The following is a 17280-nucleotide window of genomic DNA, read 5'->3' on the forward strand; positions in this document are numbered from 1 at the left end:
CAAAGCCGTTACGCCCCGCTTCGATCCGCGAGCGCGTCTTGTGGGATTGGCGACGATCCTGTCACTTCCGTCTGCACTCGCCTCCCAGCGGGTACGCTTTCAAAGCGCCCAGTCGTCTCCTGACTAGGGTTGGCCAAGTTTCACACGTTTACCTCACGGCCTGGAATCGCATCCAGCAGTTCCCGCGTGTATTCATGTTGCGGGCGCTCAAACACATCGGTCGTGGCACCTCGTTCCACGATTCTTCCTTGCTGCATCACAGCTACCTGGTGGCAGATAAGCCGCACGACCGCCAGATCATGGGAGATCATCAGATAGGTCAGCCCTGCGTCTCGGTGTAGTTCGGCAAGCAGTTCCAGAACCTGCGCTTGGACCGAGACATCCAATGCGCTCACCGGCTCGTCAAGCACCACCAGATCCGGGTTGACAGTCAACGCCCGAGCAATCGCCACCCGCTGTAGTTGACCACCAGACAGTTCGAACACCTTGCGCCCGATGACGTCCTGGGGCAGTCGCACCCGGTCCAGGAGCTCTCGCAGTCGCGCTGTTCTCTGGGCACGCGAACTACCGCCCAGCACCCGCATCGGCTCCGTGATCAATCTGCCGATCTTGTGGGTGGGATCGAGGGAGGAATACGGGTCTTGGAACACGGGCTGCATGACGCTGGCGAGTGCTCGCCGCGCAACTCGTGTCGGTGTGGTGTTCCAAGATTGGCCACCCACCTGGATGCTGCCGCTGTCTGGCGTCTCCAGCCCCAGGAGGATGCGTGCTGTCGTGGTCTTACCGGAGCCAGACTCCCCCACCAACGCGTAGCTGACTCCGCTGTGCAGAGTCAACGACACGTCCTGGACCGCCGCCACTGAACGACCGCTGGCGGACAGGAAGGTCTTGTTCACGGCTCTCACCGAGGCGACTACCGGCAGGGTTCCTCCTGTCTCGGTGTCTTTTTCTCCCGTGTTCTCAACGCGGTTGTCGGTGAGGTCTTGGACTGGCTTCGTAACGTTGCCGACACCCACACGGGGAGCGATCAGCGGCTCGGAATGTAATGCGGGAGCGGACTGCAGGAGCTTGATGGTGTAGGGGTGTTGCGGAGCAGTAAACAACTGGGCCGCTCGTTCGTGCTCCACGATCTCGCCCTGGTTCATCACGATCACCGAGTCGGCTCGATCCGAGGCAACCGCAAGATCGTGCGTGATCAGCAGCAGTGCCGTGTTCTTTTCGCGAACGTTGCCGACCAGATTGTCCAGGATGAGCCGCTGCACCGTCACGTCCAGGGCAGACGTGGGTTCATCCGCAATGATGAGGTCTGGTTCAGCCACGAGCGCCATGGCGATGAGAATACGCTGACGCTGTCCCCCGGAGAACTGGTGCGGATAGTCTCCCAGGCGCTCGCGAGCATCCGGCAGGCCAGCGGACTCCAGAGCCGCAATTACCTTCTGCGTGAGCTGCTCACCTCGGGCAAGCCCATGAATGAACAGCACCTCGCCGACCTGCTGGCCAATGGTCTTGAGGGGATTGAGCCCTGCCAGCGGATCCTGTGGAACGAGGGCGATCTGACGTCCACGCACGTCACGCCACTGCCTTGAAGAGTTCTCAAGCAGGTTCCGTCCGTGGAAGCTGATCGCCCCGCGAACCTTGGTGCGGCCGTGGTGCAACCCCATGATGGCTTTACCCACCGTGGATTTCCCAGAGCCCGATTCACCGACAAGCGCAGTGATGGAACCCGCTGCAATGCCGAAGTCGATGGCACGCACGGCATGATTAGTTCGATCGGACAGTTTGTAGACAACGTCTAGGCCCCGTACGTCGAGGATCTGTCGACTCATCTTCTACGCGCTCCAAACTGACGACTGATTCGGTTTGCGGACAACACCAGACCCGCAATGGCGAGCCCCGGGAATGTTGTCAACCACCAGGCACCGGCGATGTGTACGCGGCCCTCGGACACCATTGAGCCCCATTCCGGGGTGGGTGGCACGTTTCCAAAACCGAGGAAGCTCAGCGCGGAGATCGATAGCACCGCACCACCCAGATCCAATGCGGCCAAAACGAACACTGCCCCTGCGGCATTGGGCAACACATGGGCGAAGATAATCCGCAGATTCCCCTGACCCATCGCACGCGAGGCATCGATGTAGGCGAACGATTTGATTCTCAGCGTCTCAGCCCTGGTAATTCGGACAAATGATGGGATACCGGCGACACCCACCGCAATCGCAACGTTAGTGACTCCGAACCCAAGGATCGAAACCACAGCCATTGACAACAGCAGCGACGGTATTGCCACCAGTACGTCGACCGTGCGTGAGATGACGGAGTCAAACCAGCCGCCAATATATCCTGCCGTGACCCCGAGGATGCTGCCGACAACGAGGCTGAGCGATGTCGCGATGACCGCGGCGATGACGGAGACCCGCGTCCCGTGCACGACCCGTGAGAAGACGTCCCGTCCAAGCGCGTCGGTGCCAAACCAGTGCGCACTGCTTGGCCCCGAAAGCGATGCCGCGGAATCCAGGTCGTCAACCGGATCAATCGACGTGAAAGCCGATGGAGCGATCGTCCACGCGATGACCACCGCACAGAACAGTAGTGCCAAGAGGAGACCGGGCTGCGTTATGAGCGCCCTGACAGCCCGTTTTGATCTGCTGTCCACTGCACCTGAACGCCTGGTGTTCAACGATTTCGCAGGCTGCTTGAGATCCTGTTGGGGAGGGACCACAACGGATGGGAGTACCGGTGCGCTCATGAGACACCTCCGGTGGAAGCACTTTGTTGGGTGGATCGTCTGGAGAACAGGGAGGCTTTCGCGCTGCCAGAATTAGGGAGCACGACGCGGGGGTCAATGTACCGGTAAAGCAGGTCGACGATGAGCGTCACGATCACAAACAGTCCACCGGATAGAACGATAAATGCCTGAATGACAGGGAAATCCTGGGTTTGCAGGGCTCTGACCATGATGCTGCCCAAGCCGTAACGCCCAAACACCGTCTCCACAATCGTGGCACCGGACAGCAGGGAGCCGACCAGCATGCCCACCATGGTGAACACCGGAAGCGAGGCATTACGCAGCGCATGGTTCACAACAAGACGCACGTGGGCGACGCCCTTTGCTCGTGCGGTGTCGGCATACGGTTGCGCCAACGCATCGTTGAGACCTCGAGTGAGTACCTGGGCCAGAGACCCGGCAGTGATGAGCGCGAGGGTGAATGCGGGAAGGATCAGGGTCTGGAATCCCTCATTCCCGAATGCGGGAAACCAGCCAAGCCCAAACGAGAACACCTGAAGCAGGATGATTCCGACCCAGAAGGAGGGGAACGAGACTCCCACAACGGTGATGGTTTGGAACAGCGATCGAAGTGCGGCGGTTGGCAGTAAAACGCTGCCAAGGGCGAACACGAAACCGAGTGCGACCGTCAGAAGGATACTGACGGCTCCTAGTTGGAGAGTATGCGGCAGCCCTTCGAGGACAAGATCCGATACTGGCCGCATCGTGGAGTAGGAGTTCCCGAAGTCCAGTCGAAGTGCGCCCCACACGAACGTCAGGTATTGCACGATGATGGGCCGGTCCAACCCCAGTTGGGCACGTAACTCTTCCTTCTGTTCGGCTGATGCCGTGGACCCGGAATCGCTGGAGCCGTCGCCTCCGAGCATGATGTCTACCGGGTCGCCGGGCACAAAATGCAGGACAAGGAAAGAGAGGGTGATCGCCCCCCATAGGACGATCACCCCCTGTCCCAACCTGCGCAAGACGTAACGTCGCGTGGCGGCGTTTCCAGTGATGCGGTGGTTCATGGAAGTTCTCGTTACTTGCTCAGATCGTAGAAGATCGGCTTTGCCTCGATGTCGACGTTGAAGCCCTGCAATTCATTGGAGACTCCGATGAAGCGCTTGGGGTCGTAGATCGGTAGGGCGTAACCCTTTTCCAGGATGTCCCGCTGAGCAGATTCTGCAGCGGCTGCACGATCGTCGCCGGTTGCAGACTGCAGGGCAACAAGAAGTTCATCCAGTTCCTCGTCAGCGTTGTCGAAGCGTACCGACTGCCCTTCGTAGAACGAGGAGAACACGGTACGGAGCACATCGGGTTCCGCTCGACCTTGACTCCACGTGGTGATGTCGAATGGGTAGGTGTGCAGTTGGAACTCCGCGATTTCTTGCGCCTGTACTGGAGTCAGCACGAATTCGAGGCCGACCGTCTTCCACTGTGCCTGGAGCGCCTGGAGGAGCAGTTCTGTACTGGTTCCTGCGCCAGAGTACTTGGTCTCAATCGATAGGCGTTTGTCGTCTTTGGTGCGGAACCCGTCACTGTCGCGTTCCGTCCAGCCCGCCTCGTCGAGGAGCTGGTTTGCCTTGTCAACATCGAACGTGAGGTATTCGCTCAAGTCCGTGTAGTACGGGGTGATTGGCGAAAGCACCGAGGTCGCCGGATCGTTAAGGCCCTGATAGACGGTCTTGACGATGGTTTCTCGGTCGGTTGCGTGGTTGAGCGCCTGGCGAACCTTGACGTCACTGAGTACTTCGCTCTGTGGAAGTGGCAGCAGTGGAATTGAGATACCCGGCGTTGGCAACTGTTCGATGTAGGCGGTGCTCGATGCGTCAACCGTGGAGACGGATGCCGGGTCGATCTCGAAGGCCAGGTCCAGTTGCTTGCCTGTCAACGATCCGGCGATAGTGGTCGGTTCTTTGACAAATGAGATTTCCACGGTGTCGAAGTATGCCTCGCCAGCAGAGTTGGTGTAGATGGGCGATGGCCAGGCATAGTCTTCCCGTGCTTTGAGTACGATTCCGCTGTCCGGGGAGTACGACTCAAGGGTGTAGGGCCCTGTTCCGATGACATTGCCCGCCGCGGCTTCCTCCGGGGACAGCTCCAGGGTCGCCTGTGCCAGGATTCCCAGTGGTTGCGAAGCGGTAGCCTGCAGGAACTGTGCGTTGGGACCATCGAACGTGACGCGCACCGTGTACTCGTCAACTGCCTCAGCGCTCTGGTATCCGCGGAGTTGTCCACCTGCGACTCGAGAAAGCGCGCCCAGCTCGATGATGCGGTCGAAGTTGTTCTTCACAACTTCAGCGTTGAATGGGGTTCCATCCGAGAAGGTGACGTCCTGGCGGAGTGTGAACGTGAATGTGCTGGCATCTTCAGAGATCTCCCATTCGGTTGCGAGGTGCGGGAGGATCTCTCCAGTTTTGGGGTCCTGCTCGGTCAGAGTGTCGGTGATCTGACGCGAGATAAGACGGGTGACAGTCTGCGGTGGCTGTTGCGGATCGTAGTTCTCGGAGTCGTGGCTGAAGGCTACCTTGAGCCTTTGCGGCTCGGTCTTCTCCCCGGTCGACGCAGTGGATTCTGCGTCCGTGTTGCCACCGCTGCAGGCGGTGAGCAACAGGGTAGTTGCAATCGCGCCAGCAAAAATACCGGCACGTGATGACGATCGTCTCGTTGTTGTCACGAGAATCCTCCAAGCGTGCGAAATGTTGTGGCGGGGAGATCCCGCTGGTCCTCAATGTTAAAGGGTTAACGTCATCGGTTTCCCCGACTCCATCAGCAGCCGAATCTTCAATGTTTCCCCTTGTTAAACCATGAAAATCAATTCTCGGAGGCCGCTCTTAACCACATCGCCCGGACCACCGCTTCCGCACCCTCTACCGACCGCCCGGTAGTTAACATAGGAAATCAATGAGTGAGGTAGGACACATTCGAGACAATAGGGATTGTCTCGAATTGCGAGATATACACAATAAGCGCCTCGGCGCAGCCGGCACCTTGCCCATTGCCGACGAGTCGCTCCTTCAAGAGCGCCCACCCGCGTCACGCAGTGGGCAGCCAAGGCCGCCTTCCAGCACTCGCGCCGACGACTCCTCAAGGAAGGCACCCGAAATCTCGCCCCGTCCACGGAAGACGGGCAGAGTGCCAAAGCGCGCCGGGGATGGAACGCGCGTATCGTCGGGAATAAATAGATGAAGTTTCAAGCATTTCGGAATAGTTGGGTGTCTACGCACGTTGGAGCGCATATGAAGAACATCGGATTCCTCTCCTTCGGACACTGGACCCCACATCCCGCCAGCCAGACGCGTACGGCGCGTGACGTGCTACTTCAGTCCATCGACCTCGCGCAAGCAGCGGAGGATCTGGGGGCAGACGGCGCATACTTCCGCGTACACCACTTCGCACGCCAACTCGCTTCGCCCTTCCCTCTGCTATCCGCGATTGCTGCACGCACCAACCGCATTGAGATTGGAACGGGCGTGATCGACATGCGCTACGAGAACCCGTTCTACATGGCGGAGGAAGCGGGAGCCGCCGACCTCATCTCGGGGGAACGCCTGCAACTCGGGATCTCCCGTGGCTCACCCGAGCAGGTGATAGACGGTTACCGCCACTTCGGCCACGTGCCTGCAGATGGTAAAACGGACGCGGACATGGCCCGCGAACACACCGATGTCTTCCTGACGCTGCTCAGGGGAGAAGGATTCGCGGAGCCCAACCCCCGCCCGATGTTCCCCAACCCGCCAGGACCACTGCGCCTTGAACCACATTCCGAAACCCTGCGCAAACGCATCTGGTGGGGAGCAGGCTCTGATTCAACTGCTGTGTGGGCCGCAGAAAAAGGCATGAACCTGATGAGTTCAACCCTCAAGGTCGATGAATCAGGCGAGCCACTACACATCCAACAGGCTAAGCAAATCCGAGTCTTCCGCGAGGCCTGGAAAGAGCAGGGACACGATTTCGAGCCTCGAGTGTCGGTGTCACGCTCCATCTTCGCCCTGGTCAACGACGAGGACCGCCGTAACTTCGGGCTTGCGGGAGAGCGTCAGGACTCGTTCGGTTCGATCGGCAGTGAAGGCCTTGCCGTCTTTGGACGCACCTATGCCGACGAACCAGATCAACTGATCGAACAACTCTCACGCGATGAGGCCATCAAAGAAGCAGACACCCTTCTTTTGACCGTGCCAAATCAACTCGGTGTGGACTACAACGCACACGTCATCGAGTCAATCCTGACCCACGTGGCTCCCGGGCTTGGCTGGCGGTAGCGTGATGTGACCGATAGATCCCGGGCGCTCATCAAAGAGAGGCCTGATTTGGCGACCTCGCATGAGGTAGTCAGAGGAGTTTGCGCAGCGTGTTGATGTTGCGGTTGGTGGTCGTGGCTTTGAAACGGACTTTGGCCGCATGCTTGGAGAACGGCGTATCGGTGCTGCCGCCTTTGGGGCAGCGCCAGTAGACAACTCCCGCTCCCCCTGCGACGTGCTCGACCGCATCAGCACTGCCCTCCTGCACGCCGCTCAGAAGGTCATCGCGAGCCTCTTCGGTGGATGCAAAGACGACGTAGGCGTGATGCTCGGAGTCCTGCGCAAATGGGTAGGCGTCAATCAGATCGGCGAGCGCCTCATGTGGGACAAGCACGATCCAGGCGTCATACCCGAATCGCTCGCGTAACCCGGCCTCGATTCGTTGTTTTAGTTTCTCCTGCGTGTCCGCGCTGTCGTCACCAGAAGCGTTAAATCGTACGTTTCCCGAGGCAAGAACCGTTTTTACCTGTTCGAACCCCAAGTCGCGGAAAAGCCCGGCCAAGTCTGCGCTACGCACAGTGATGCCGTTGACGTTTACCCCGCGCAGAAGCGCCACCCAGATGCTCATGCGGTCAGCCTAAACTACATCAAGAGCGTTCTCAGCCATTTTCAGTGCTCCTAGGAGAGCAGGAGAGAAGAAGCCATGTCACATCATCTGGTCACAGCGAGCGAGCGTGGAGATGTCACGAAAGTTGCAGCGCTTATCGGACAGGGAGCAGACCCTGACTGGATGCGTAAGGGTGGCGGTCATCGGCCACTGACCGCTGCAATCTCACAGGGGCACCTACCCGTGCTTGAGTTATTGATCGAGCACGGGCAGACGTAAATGCCTATGCGACAGTCGGTTCATTCCATATGCATTTATGTGCTTATGGCCGCGAGCAGCAACCCTGCTCGCGGTGTGGATCACCCATTCGACGAGTGAAATTTATGAACCGATCCTCGTTTTTCTGTCCTCAGTGTCAGCGCAAGCGCTCTTCGTAGCCACAAGTTAGATGCAGATTTTTACCTGGTCAGGGCCAGTATCTATTAATCGCGCTTAATAGCGCTCTTTCTCCATTAATGTCACTTCGATCTCCTGCTTTCAATTGTTCAAAGTGCGCTCGGAACGCTCTTCACGATGAGTGAGCAGGTGCTCGTAGGCGTGTTCCACGCGCTCGCTGAGCGTTCCGGATGGCGAGCCTGAGTGTCGCTAGTGGTGCGCACCAGGCCGATACCGGGGGAGAGGAGCATCCGCTGTGCGGTTGCGCTCAACGAGGCGGTATCGAGAACAGAAGCGCGGGCTCGTTCGCAGAAGGGGTTCCGAAACCCGATGCGAGGATCTGGTGGCGGGCGGTGCGCCTCACTCGCTGCTTGAACAGGTCGGGGCGATGCAGAGCCGGTTCTCTGTCTGGCCTGTGGCTGACCACATGAAGGTTGAAGCTGCGCGCGCGACCATGGACGAGTCTCTGCGACTGCACCTCGCCAGTGACTCTGCCCGGATCAATACATAGAGCGCAGATGCGATGGACATTGGCGGAGATACCCCGAGGGCTGAATGCTCGCGGGGTATCTTTTCTTTTCGATCTTCTGGCTGCATCCCCTCGGTGTCTATCCGTTGGCTATCTCGACTTGCGTGTGGGGATCCTCGACCCGGTAGCGGTGCCCGCGAGCAGCCGTTACAGGGTGTCGGGAGTGATCTCGCCCGACTCGACCTCAGACGGGACTGCTGCAAGAGTAGGTGACCTATCACCTATCCGTGCAGCAGTCCCCATGTTCCGCCGAGTCGACGGGTGTGTCCGTGCATCCTTCACCTGCCGTAGCTCTGCGGCTGAGAGCAAGTAGCTCTCTCGCGTGTGGCCGCGCTCACGTGCGTCCATGATGCGTCGGTACTCCGCGAGCAGTCGCGAGTACCAGGCCAGCGTGGGGATGTGCGAGTTCCCGCCATCGTGCCGCTTGAACAAGGTCATCGTCTCCGGAGCTTGTTCGTCACCATGCTCCGTGGTGGCTGCCGTGCCAACTGGGATGATCGCCGCCACGAGCACCTCGCGCACATACTCGCTGAGCGTCACACCCTCGTCGTCGGCCTTGCGCTTGAGGAGGTCGCGGACGTGGTCTTCAACTCTGATGTTCACAACGGCCACAGCCGCGCTCCCTTCGACCCAAGTGGCCCCAGATAGCCACAGGTATTTGCGTATGACGTTTAGTGCAGCATTGTCATACGCAACCTGGTAGATTCCCAATCACGAAGACTGCTCGCAATGTCAGTGGCACCCGCCATACTGAGCGTGCGCATGAGCTGGGAGATCGCGTCAACGGAGGGGAGCAATGGGGAGCAGGATCGAAGGCGACGTCGCTCGGATAGAAGCGGCGCTCAACACGCCAACACTGAAGCTGCTGGACCGTAAGTCCGCCAGCATCGCGCTGCCGCTGTTCGCCAACGCCTTTCCCGAGGACGCGCAGCCGGTCCCGGTCGAGCAGTTCCACACAGTCGTCGACGCGCTGCTCGATGAGCTGAACGCCAGCGGGTACAGCATCGCGAAGACGAACAGTGGGAAGACGCTGGCGATGCAATGGGTCCGTGAGCGCTGGCTGTACCGCGACCCGGGCCAAGGCGAGGAGACGTACCAGCTGACTGGCGATGCCAAGCAGGCTCTGGAGTACGTCACCAGGGCGACGAGAACGCAGCTGAACGTCTCCCTATCGCGCATCGAGACCATGCGCCGCGTCATCTCCGAGGCTGCCTTGGCCGCGAATCCGGATCGCGAGGAGCGCAAGCGCCGGCTCGCTGAAGAGATCGCGCGCCTGCAGGCCGAGTTTGATCATCTCGACTCGGGCGGTGAGATGCCGCAGGCAACCGAGTCTGAGGTAACCGAGCAGTTCTCGAACGTGCTGCGCGAGCTCGACGGGTTACCGTCGGACTTCCGCCGCGTCGAAGAAGCTGTCCGGGACATGCACCAGGCCATCACGAAGAAGTTCCGCGAGGAGGTACGCCCCATCGGCGAAGTAGTCGACGACTATCTTGAGCAGTCGGCCATGCTGCTGACCGGGACTCCGGAAGGGCGGGCATTCGAGGGCGCGACGGAGCTGCTGCGCAACCGCGACTGGCTGATGAACTTGCGCGACGATCTCGAGCGCATCCTTGCGCATCCGCTGGCAGGCATGCTCCTGCCTGACGAGACGCGTCAGCTCCGGACGGCCGTGAACGTGATTCGCCGCGGAAGGGATGACGTCTTGGAACAGCGCCATCGCGCAAGCGCCACGCTGCGCGAGCATATCGAGAACTACGACCACATTCGCAACCGCGAGCTCGACGCGGCGCTCAAGGGCATCGACCGCGAGATGCGCGTGTGGATGCAGGCGGCCCGAGCTCGTGACCGGGTGGACGTTGAAATCATCCCGCCGGCCATGGACATCGCCGTGCTCCGATTCCGCACCTTCGACCCCGACAGCGAACAAGCACCTGCGCCGCTCGAGGACGTGTCCAGCCAAGCGCCAGCGGCGTTGTCCCTGGACGAGATCCGCAAGCAGGGAGGGCCCACGCTCGATAAGTTGAGCGAGCGCATCGACGCGATGCTGAGCGCGGGCGATCTCGATTCCGCGGCGGCGCTGTTCAACGACCTGCCGGTGGATCTGCGCCGCCCGGTCGAGATACTCGGGCTGCTGCATTTGCTCACCCGCATCGGGGCCGAGATCGATCCAGCGCTGCGGGAGCAGGTCCTGGCCGTGCGCCCGGACGGGAGCACCCGCCGATTCCACATGCCAGCCACGGCCATCCAGGCGACAACCGACGTCGCTGACGAAGGAGAACCCAGTTGACCGAAACTCTGCTTGACGACGCCGATGACGGCACCGGCGAGGACGCGCTCAGCTTCTTCGAGGCGCTCGACCAGCCTGCGCCGAACCTCGAGGACGAGGCCGAGGTGCAGAGCCTGGCGATGTTCGAGGGCGACACCGGCACGCTCTACCCTGAGCAGCGCCGCTGCCTGCACGCACTGCTTAAGCAGCGGTACATCTCGGCCGATCGGCATCCCGAGCAGTGGGCGACGCTGGTCGCCGACCAGGATCTGATTAAGAGCCGCCTCAACGACCTGTACCTCGAGTTGCACATCGACCGCGAGTACCAGGTCGCGTTCAAGCGCCAGGCCCGCACCGAGACCGGAGATCGTTTGCCGTCGCTGCTGAACGACCTCGCGCACCAGAAGGAGGAGACCATCGTCATGATCCATCTCCGACAGCGGTTCTTCGCACAGCGCCAGGAGAACGACGATGCCGTATTCGTCGACCGACAGAGCCTGCTCGACGAGGTGGCCAGTCAGCGGCCGGAGCACGCGACGGACCGCGCCATGGATCAGAAGCGCGCCGACAAGGCGATCGAGAACCTGAACACGGCGGGCGTGATCCTGAAGACCGGCGACCCGGATCGGTTCCGGATCTCGCCGATCATCGAGGTACTCATGCCGATCGAGAAGCTTCGCGCGCTACTGGCGTGGTTCATGGCTCAGAACGGTACCGATGCTGGCGCGCATATTGACATCGTGCTCGACGCAGACGGCGGGCCCGGCCAATTGTTCGAGATGGAGGAGAGCGAGTGACGCTCGAGATAGTGACACCCATTCAACCTGCGCCCGTTCTCGATCATGCGCAGTGGCGCATGGAGTCGCTGCAGATGGCGAACTGGGGCGGGTTCCACGGCCGTCACGAGGTGAAGTTCTCGCCGGGCTCCACGCTGATGTCTGGCGCGAGCGGCACCGGTAAGTCGACCGTACTCGACGCGTACCTCGCGTTGATGATGCCCTCGGATATCCCGTTCAACGGTGCGTCCAACGACGCCGGCGGACGCGCCCGCTCGGCTGATCAGCGCAACCTGCTGAGCTATCTGCGAGGAAAGATGGATTCCAGTAGCGTCGATGGCACCGGCGAGATGCGCGACCAGGTCCTGCGCGGCGGTAATGGCGAGCCGATCTGGGGCGCATTGGCCGGCACGTTCATCAACGACAGCGGCCGTCGCTACACGGTCACACGCATCTACTTTGCGAAGGCTGGCGCGAGCGCGACCTCCGAAGTCACCACGACCTACGCGACCTACGAGGGCTACCTCGACATCTCACGCTTCGAACCGCTGGCCTCCTCACGCTTCGAGAAGCGTGCGCTCAAGACCAGCATCCCCGGGATGGCCACCTTCAACACGTTCCGCGAATTCGAGGCCACCATCCACACCCGCCTGGACATCGGCGGCGGTGACGGCGGCAGGAAAGCCATGCGCCTGCTCGCCCGTGTCCAGGCGGGCATGGAGGTCAAGCGCGTCGATGGACTGTACAAGACGATGGTCCTCGAGCAGCCGATCACCTACGAAGCAGCCGACACCGCGCTCCTGCACTTCGCCGACCTCGAGGCCTCATACTCCAAGATGGTCGATGCAGCGAACAAGGAGAAGGCTCTGGCGCGGCTGCCCGATCTGCAGAAGGATCTAGCGGACGCCGAGGCAACGTCGCAGATCATCAGTCAGTTCGGCGCTGACCTCGAAGGTCCCTCTCCCTTCCGGCTGTGGCGACTGCGGACCGAACGCGCGCTGCTCGACACGGCCGTGGACGAGAACCGGGCCGAGCACGTCGGGATCTCGTCCACGCTCGCGCAGGCGAAGGCCAAGGAGTCCCAGTACGAGTCGCGGCTTGCCCAAATCCGAGAGGACAAGCGCAGTAACGGCGGCGAAGCCATCGAGGAGCGCAGACAAGAGATCGCCCGGCTCGAACGCAGCCAAGGCGATGTCCACACGGCCCTCATCAGGTTCCAGACCCGCACGGAAGCCATCGACCTCGTCGCGCCCGAGACCGCCGAGCAGTTCGTCGAAGCACAGCGTGCCTCCGCCGAGTTCCTTGCCGGGTTCGAGGAACGCGAGCGGACGCTCCAGGCCGAGGAGGACGCCGCCCAGCTCGAGCTTGCACCCTTGACGAGCCGTCAGATCGACCTCCTCGATGAGAAGCGTTCGCTCGCGAACCGCAAGAGCGCCGTGCCGAGACGGATGCACCTAGCCAGGGTCGCCATGGCCGAGGCGGCCGGGCTTGACCCCGAGATCGACCTGCCGTTCGTCGCCGAGCTCATCGACGTGCTTCCGGACGAGGCGCACTGGCGCACCGCCGTGGAGAACACGCTCGGCGGCATCGCGCGCACGCTCCTCATCGACCGTCGGATCCGCGATAGGTTCTCGGCAGCGATCGACGGCCTCCGGATCAGTCCCCGCCTGAATTACCAGGCCGTCCAACTCGAGGAGCACCAGGAGTGGCGCGGAAACCCGAGCTACATCTCGGGGAAGCTCGCGTTCAAGGGCTCGCCCTTCTCCGCATGGGTCCAGGACCGCGTGAGCGGCGACAACGTCGACCACCTCTGCGTACCCGACTCCGGATCTCTCAGCGGCCCCGGTGCACGAGTCACCCCATCCGGGCAGACGCGTAACGGGAGCCGTGGAGCGCACGGCGAATCCGGCGACGGCAACATCATCGGCTTCTCCAACGAGCGTCGGCTCGCCGACATCGAGATACAGCTCGCCGAGCTCGATCCACAGATCGATGCCATCCAGAGCCAGATCAAGGCAATCCGAGCGCGGGTCAGCAATCTCCGCCTGCAGCGCGACGCGCACCGATTCGTGGTGGACGCCGACTGGGCCAGCATCGACCTGCTCGGTATCGGCGTGCGGATCCGAGAGCTCGAGGGCGAGGTCCAGAGGCTGCGCGCAGCGAACTCAATCCTCGACGCGCTCGAGGCTGAGGAGGGGAGGACCAAGCCGCTGTTCAAGGAGGCGACGCGCGTGCGGGTCCTCGCCGAAGAACGGCTCAAGACGCTCACCAAGGAGCACGGCGACCTCGTCTCCGAGCAGGACAGTGTCCAGGACGGCATCGATACGATCGTCGCCGCGCAGACGGCCGCAGTCGCCGATGACCAACAGGCGTATCTTGACACGCTGTTCGCCGCTAACTGGGACGTCACAGATCTCGAGGCGTTCAGCGCGAACGTGCGTGCGCTGCGCAAGCGGTTGAGCGATGAAACCGTCGCCGCCCGGCAGCGTGCTCACCGGGCCATCAGTTCGATGGAGAGCATGTTCGAGGCGTACAAGGCGCGGTGGGACGAACACAACCTCGGCACCGCTGCCGCATCCGCGGACGGCTACCGCGAGATCCTCGACAAGATCCGCTCCGAAGGTCTGCACGAGCGACGCGACCGCTGGCGGCGCGAGCTCGCCACGTGGTCCAGCGACGACCTCCTTGGCCTCAACGACGCGTTCGACCTCGCCCTCGAGGACATCGAAGAGCGCCTCGTACCGATCAACCGAATCCTCGAGAACCTCCCGTTCGGCGGGAAGGGTGTCCTGCAGATCAAGTCGCGACGCCTGCAGAGCGATGACCTCACCAAGTTCCGCCGGGGTTTGCGAGAGCTGTCGTCCGGGCTCGCGCTCGAGATGTCCGACAAGCAGATCATGGCGCGGTTCACGAGGCTCCGCGACTTCATGACGCGCATCGCCATCCCCGAAGGCCGGGCCTCGACGTCGCAACGGGATCGCTATTTGGACGTGCGTCAGCACGTCGTCATCACCGCGGTCGTTCTCGACGACATCAGGAATCGGCGCGAGATCGCGACCCACGACTCACTTGGTGGCAAGTCCGGTGGCGAGACGCAGGAACTCGTCGCGTTCATCGTCGGCTCGGCCCTGCGCTATCAGCTCGGCGACGAGACCCGCTCGCGGCCGAGGTTTGCGCCAGTCTTCCTCGACGAAGGCTTCGTGAAATCCGACAGTGAGTTCGCCGGACGGTCAGTCCGCGCCTGGCAGGACCTCGGGTTCCAGCTCGTCATCGGTGCGCCGTTGGACAAGGTCACGGCGCTGGAGCCGCACATGGATCTGCTCCTGACGGTCACGAAGAACGAGCGCGGCTACTCCTTTGTCGTCGACCTTCAGGACGACCCGGACGCCGAGGACGTCGCATGAAGATGCCCGAGGCCATCACGAACGACATCCGTCGGCGTCTGAGCGCCCGATGGCACGCGGATCTCTCCGGCGTCGAGCAAGCTTTCCCGCACAGGTTCCCGCTTGGGCGGCCGACGGCTGCCGACCTGCGCCAGGACTACGCCGCGATTCACTCAAAGACTGTCACATGGCAGGACTGGGCCCACATCCACGGCGTCACGCTCGAGTACACGAACCGCGCTGCCCAGGGCGGCACTACGCAGGCAGTGCCGACGCATGCGCGGATCGATTCGATTGACCATGCCGCGGCGGTCGTCGCCGGTGACTGGCTGACGCGCCTCGTCCGCGGGCGTGAGCGCCTCGACGTCGTGCGTGTGCGGTTCCCCGAAGTCGCCGACGCCGGGCGGGTCATCCGCATGATCGACAATTACAGCGAGGTGGACTTCGAGTTGCTACTTGCGGCCGCGGACTGGTACCTTACCGACCCGTCGCGCGCGACGGCTGGCATCACGCCACGTCAGGTGCCGATCCCTGGCGTCCACGCGAAGTGGCTGCAAAACCATGGGGCGGGCGTGCGCGCACTGACAGGTCTCGACGACCTGGGACTCCTGCCAAACCACCCGTCGCGCATCCACTTCACCTACCTTGATCCGGAACATCGAGCATCGGGCGGACGGATTCACGACTCGGCCACCGTCGACGACGCGTTCCGACCAGCGTACGAGCCCGAGATCGTGGTGATCTCCGAAAACAAGGACACCGCTATCCACTTCCCACCCATCACCGGAGGCATCAGTGTCGAAGGCGGTGGCAGCGGTGGCAGGACGTTGGCAGCGTTCGACTGGATTCGCGACGCTTCCGTCGTCGTCTACTGGGGCGACATCGACAAGGAAGGACTCGAGATCCTCAACGGGTACCGCGCCGATTTCAACCGAGACATCGACACCATGCTCATGGACGTGGCAACGTACGACGAATTCGAGCGATACGGCACGAACCATGACAAGCATGGAAAATTGATCATCGCGAGCGATCCGAGGCCCGTTGAACAACTTCGCGCTGACGAGAAGAACTTGTACCTACGTCTCCTCAGGCCTCAGCTCTCAGGGCACCGTCGAATCGAGCAGGAACGCATCCCCTTGGAACGGGCAGTGGCATGCATCAACACGATCCGAACGCAGACGACATCTGGATGACATCGACTATGCGCCTAACCGAATGATGTCGATCCAGCCAGAACAGGAGAGACCCCGTCGAGGTATGCACGGATCGGAGAGATCCCACGTCGCGCAGTTCACTCGGCAGGCTCATGGTTAGATCTTCCCTGATCCAATGATGTCGCATCGGACAGTCTCGATCACATCTTTCGGAACATCATCGATCGCCACGCGGTACGCGGTGTTCAGTCTCGGGTTGAAGATCCCAAGATGAGTCTGCGTACGGAACTGGGGGAGCCCTGACCCCGCGCCCATCAGGTAGTGAACCAGGAGCTTCAGCAGGTGCTCCTTGCTCGGAGGTGAGGTTTGGTTCATTAATCCCACACTGCTTGCTCGGTGATGAAATCCCCATCACCGCCGTCGAGAGTGATCGAATATCCGTCTTCATCTTCGTTCTCAAGCTCATCATGCTAGCTGGCGAACGCGAACTCGACTGCCATGGCTGGCCCATATTCTCGGAGGAAGTCTTGCGTCCGCTCCGTCATCATGATGTGCGAGACGGTCGTCGCATCCCGGAAGCGGTCAGTATCTGCAGGGTCGTACCAAGCGAGGCCCGCATGCCTGGTGATTTCGTAGGACGCGAGACGGCAAGCGGATTGCACAGCACGTTCATCTAACTTGATTGAAGCAACGCCGTCGGCGTAGGTCGAGAGCGTGAAGTCCCGCAAGGTCTGCGTTGCATCCTGATGCGCTGCAGGAAACAGTCCAGCGTCACTGAGCCGTCGAGCGCCGACCAACGACGCTCTAAAAACTGATTCCGCTACCTGTCGCGCTTCGTCCTGCGACTCGACGAGGACGTCCGTCAGGCGACTGGGGTGGTGGACCGCAAGCCTGACGACTCTCGCGCGTACGTTTTCGCCCTCATAATCCAGCATTCCGAGCCCGTCATCGAGCTGGATTACAGTCAGCAGTTTCAGGCTCATCAGCCCGCCGCGCGGCTGGCCCACTTCTTTGTTGTACTGCGCGATGCGCTGCGTCGCTGAGGTCAAGAGAACCCCGCCTGTTCAGTTGTAGTGCGCCATTCAATGGCCTTGAGTCAAGTCAACCCGGCTGGGAAAGAAA

General features: G+C 61.4%; 16 protein-coding genes. 7 read left to right on the plus strand and 9 right to left on the minus strand.

The features are described 5' to 3' along the window. Positions 1–140 precede the first annotated feature (140 nt). From ACFSYH_RS08250 to ACFSYH_RS08265, 4 genes are read right to left on the minus strand one after another with little or no spacing between them, the layout of a single operon-like run. Positions 141–1826: a dipeptide ABC transporter ATP-binding protein gene (locus ACFSYH_RS08250; RefSeq protein WP_377466416.1), complete on the minus strand. Its 1686-nt coding sequence runs from the start codon at positions 1824–1826 to the stop codon at positions 141–143. Continuing rightward, the gene (locus tag ACFSYH_RS08255) at positions 1823–2746 is read right to left on the minus strand and encodes an ABC transporter permease (protein ID WP_377466417.1); all 924 of its coding nucleotides are present in this window, start codon (positions 2744–2746) and stop codon (positions 1823–1825) included. The genes ACFSYH_RS08250 and ACFSYH_RS08255 overlap by 4 nt, the downstream gene beginning before the upstream one ends. Continuing rightward, positions 2743–3792 (minus strand): ABC transporter permease, encoded by a 1050-nt coding sequence (locus ACFSYH_RS08260; RefSeq protein WP_377466418.1) that lies wholly within the window; start codon positions 3790–3792, stop codon positions 2743–2745. The genes ACFSYH_RS08255 and ACFSYH_RS08260 overlap by 4 nt, the downstream gene beginning before the upstream one ends. 11 nt (positions 3793–3803) lie before the next feature. Next, positions 3804–5441 carry an ABC transporter substrate-binding protein gene (locus ACFSYH_RS08265; RefSeq protein ID WP_377466419.1) on the minus strand — a complete coding sequence of 546 codons (1638 nt, stop codon included), beginning with the start codon at positions 5439–5441 and terminating at the stop codon, positions 3804–3806. Positions 5442–6003: 562 nt separating this feature from the next. Between ACFSYH_RS08265 and ACFSYH_RS08270 the strand changes: the two genes are divergently transcribed. Then, entirely contained in the window at positions 6004–7026 is a 1023-nt protein-coding gene (locus ACFSYH_RS08270; RefSeq protein WP_377466420.1) for an LLM class flavin-dependent oxidoreductase, read from the plus strand. A gap of 70 nt (positions 7027–7096) precedes the next feature. Here the strand turns inward: ACFSYH_RS08270 and ACFSYH_RS08275 are convergent, their stop codons facing one another. Continuing rightward, a complete protein-coding gene (locus ACFSYH_RS08275) occupies positions 7097–7633 on the minus strand; it encodes a DUF1697 domain-containing protein (RefSeq protein ID WP_377466421.1) in 537 nt (178 codons plus the stop codon). A gap of 75 nt (positions 7634–7708) precedes the next feature. Between ACFSYH_RS08275 and ACFSYH_RS08280 the strand changes: the two genes are divergently transcribed. Both ACFSYH_RS08280 and ACFSYH_RS08285 read left to right on the plus strand, forming a co-directional pair. Continuing rightward, positions 7709–7891, plus strand: a complete 183-nt coding sequence (locus tag ACFSYH_RS08280) for an ankyrin repeat domain-containing protein (RefSeq protein WP_377466422.1) — start codon at positions 7709–7711, stop codon at positions 7889–7891. 29 nt (positions 7892–7920) lie between these two features. Next, entirely contained in the window at positions 7921–8049 is a 129-nt protein-coding gene (locus ACFSYH_RS08285; RefSeq protein ID WP_377466423.1) for a zinc finger domain-containing protein, read from the plus strand. A 108-nt stretch (positions 8050–8157) separates the two neighbouring features. On the opposite strand, the gene ACFSYH_RS08290 is transcribed toward ACFSYH_RS08285, so the two are convergent. Together ACFSYH_RS08290 and ACFSYH_RS08295 are read right to left on the minus strand one after the other, a co-directional pair. After that, positions 8158–8319 (minus strand): hypothetical protein, encoded by a 162-nt coding sequence (locus ACFSYH_RS08290; RefSeq protein ID WP_377466424.1) that lies wholly within the window; start codon positions 8317–8319, stop codon positions 8158–8160. A 404-nt stretch (positions 8320–8723) separates the two neighbouring features. Next, complete coding sequence (locus tag ACFSYH_RS08295; protein WP_377466425.1) at positions 8724–9188, minus strand: hypothetical protein; 465 nt, start codon at positions 9186–9188, stop codon at positions 8724–8726. Positions 9189–9372: 184 nt separating this feature from the next. On the opposite strand from ACFSYH_RS08295, the gene ACFSYH_RS08300 reads away from it, so the two are divergent. Genes ACFSYH_RS08300 through ACFSYH_RS08315 form a run of 4 tightly spaced genes read left to right on the plus strand, consistent with a single transcriptional unit; the run spans position 9373 to position 16197 of the window. Beyond that, on the plus strand, positions 9373–10863 hold the full coding sequence (locus tag ACFSYH_RS08300; protein WP_377466426.1) for a DUF3375 family protein: 1491 nt from the start codon (positions 9373–9375) through the stop codon (positions 10861–10863). Then, positions 10860–11639, plus strand: a complete 780-nt coding sequence (locus ACFSYH_RS08305; protein WP_377466427.1) for a DUF4194 domain-containing protein — start codon at positions 10860–10862, stop codon at positions 11637–11639. The genes ACFSYH_RS08300 and ACFSYH_RS08305 overlap by 4 nt, the downstream gene beginning before the upstream one ends. Continuing rightward, on the plus strand, positions 11636–15022 hold the full coding sequence (locus ACFSYH_RS08310; RefSeq protein WP_377466428.1) for an ATP-binding protein: 3387 nt from the start codon (positions 11636–11638) through the stop codon (positions 15020–15022). Before ACFSYH_RS08305 ends, ACFSYH_RS08310 begins: the two co-directional genes overlap by 4 nt. Continuing rightward, on the plus strand, positions 15019–16197 hold the full coding sequence (locus tag ACFSYH_RS08315; RefSeq protein WP_377466429.1) for a Wadjet anti-phage system protein JetD domain-containing protein: 1179 nt from the start codon (positions 15019–15021) through the stop codon (positions 16195–16197). Before ACFSYH_RS08310 ends, ACFSYH_RS08315 begins: the two co-directional genes overlap by 4 nt. Positions 16198–16314: 117 nt before the next feature. Here the strand turns inward: ACFSYH_RS08315 and ACFSYH_RS08320 are convergent, their stop codons facing one another. Both ACFSYH_RS08320 and ACFSYH_RS08325 read right to left on the minus strand, forming a co-directional pair. After that, positions 16315–16533 (minus strand): hypothetical protein, encoded by a 219-nt coding sequence (locus tag ACFSYH_RS08320; RefSeq protein ID WP_377466430.1) that lies wholly within the window; start codon positions 16531–16533, stop codon positions 16315–16317. Between the two features lie 95 nt (positions 16534–16628). Continuing rightward, complete coding sequence (locus tag ACFSYH_RS08325) at positions 16629–17207, minus strand: hypothetical protein (RefSeq protein ID WP_377466431.1); 579 nt, start codon at positions 17205–17207, stop codon at positions 16629–16631. Positions 17208–17280: the final 73 nt, after the last annotated feature.

This window comes from Populibacterium corticicola, from assembly GCF_042683685.1.
In the GTDB taxonomy this organism is placed as follows: Bacteria; Actinomycetota; Actinomycetes; order Actinomycetales; family Cellulomonadaceae; genus Timonella; species Timonella corticicola.

Excerpts from the sequence above, each read along its gene's own strand:
- ACFSYH_RS08250 (WP_377466416.1), bottom strand. The coding sequence starts at position 1,826 with ATGAGTCGACAGATCCTCGACGTACGGGGCCTAGACGTTGTCTACAAA.
- ACFSYH_RS08255 (WP_377466417.1), bottom strand. The coding sequence starts at position 2,746 with ATGAGCGCACCGGTACTCCCATCCGTTGTGGTCCCTCCCCAACAGGAT.
- ACFSYH_RS08260 (WP_377466418.1), bottom strand. The coding sequence starts at position 3,792 with ATGAACCACCGCATCACTGGAAACGCCGCCACGCGACGTTACGTCTTG.
- ACFSYH_RS08270 (WP_377466420.1), top strand. The coding sequence starts at position 6,004 with ATGAAGAACATCGGATTCCTCTCCTTCGGACACTGGACCCCACATCCC.
- ACFSYH_RS08275 (WP_377466421.1), bottom strand. The coding sequence starts at position 7,633 with ATGAGCATCTGGGTGGCGCTTCTGCGCGGGGTAAACGTCAACGGCATC.
- ACFSYH_RS08280 (WP_377466422.1), top strand. The coding sequence starts at position 7,709 with ATGTCACATCATCTGGTCACAGCGAGCGAGCGTGGAGATGTCACGAAA.
- ACFSYH_RS08285 (WP_377466423.1), top strand. The coding sequence starts at position 7,921 with ATGCATTTATGTGCTTATGGCCGCGAGCAGCAACCCTGCTCGCGGTGT.
- ACFSYH_RS08300 (WP_377466426.1), top strand. The coding sequence starts at position 9,373 with ATGGGGAGCAGGATCGAAGGCGACGTCGCTCGGATAGAAGCGGCGCTC.
- ACFSYH_RS08315 (WP_377466429.1), top strand. The coding sequence starts at position 15,019 with ATGAAGATGCCCGAGGCCATCACGAACGACATCCGTCGGCGTCTGAGC.
- ACFSYH_RS08320 (WP_377466430.1), bottom strand. The coding sequence starts at position 16,533 with ATGAACCAAACCTCACCTCCGAGCAAGGAGCACCTGCTGAAGCTCCTG.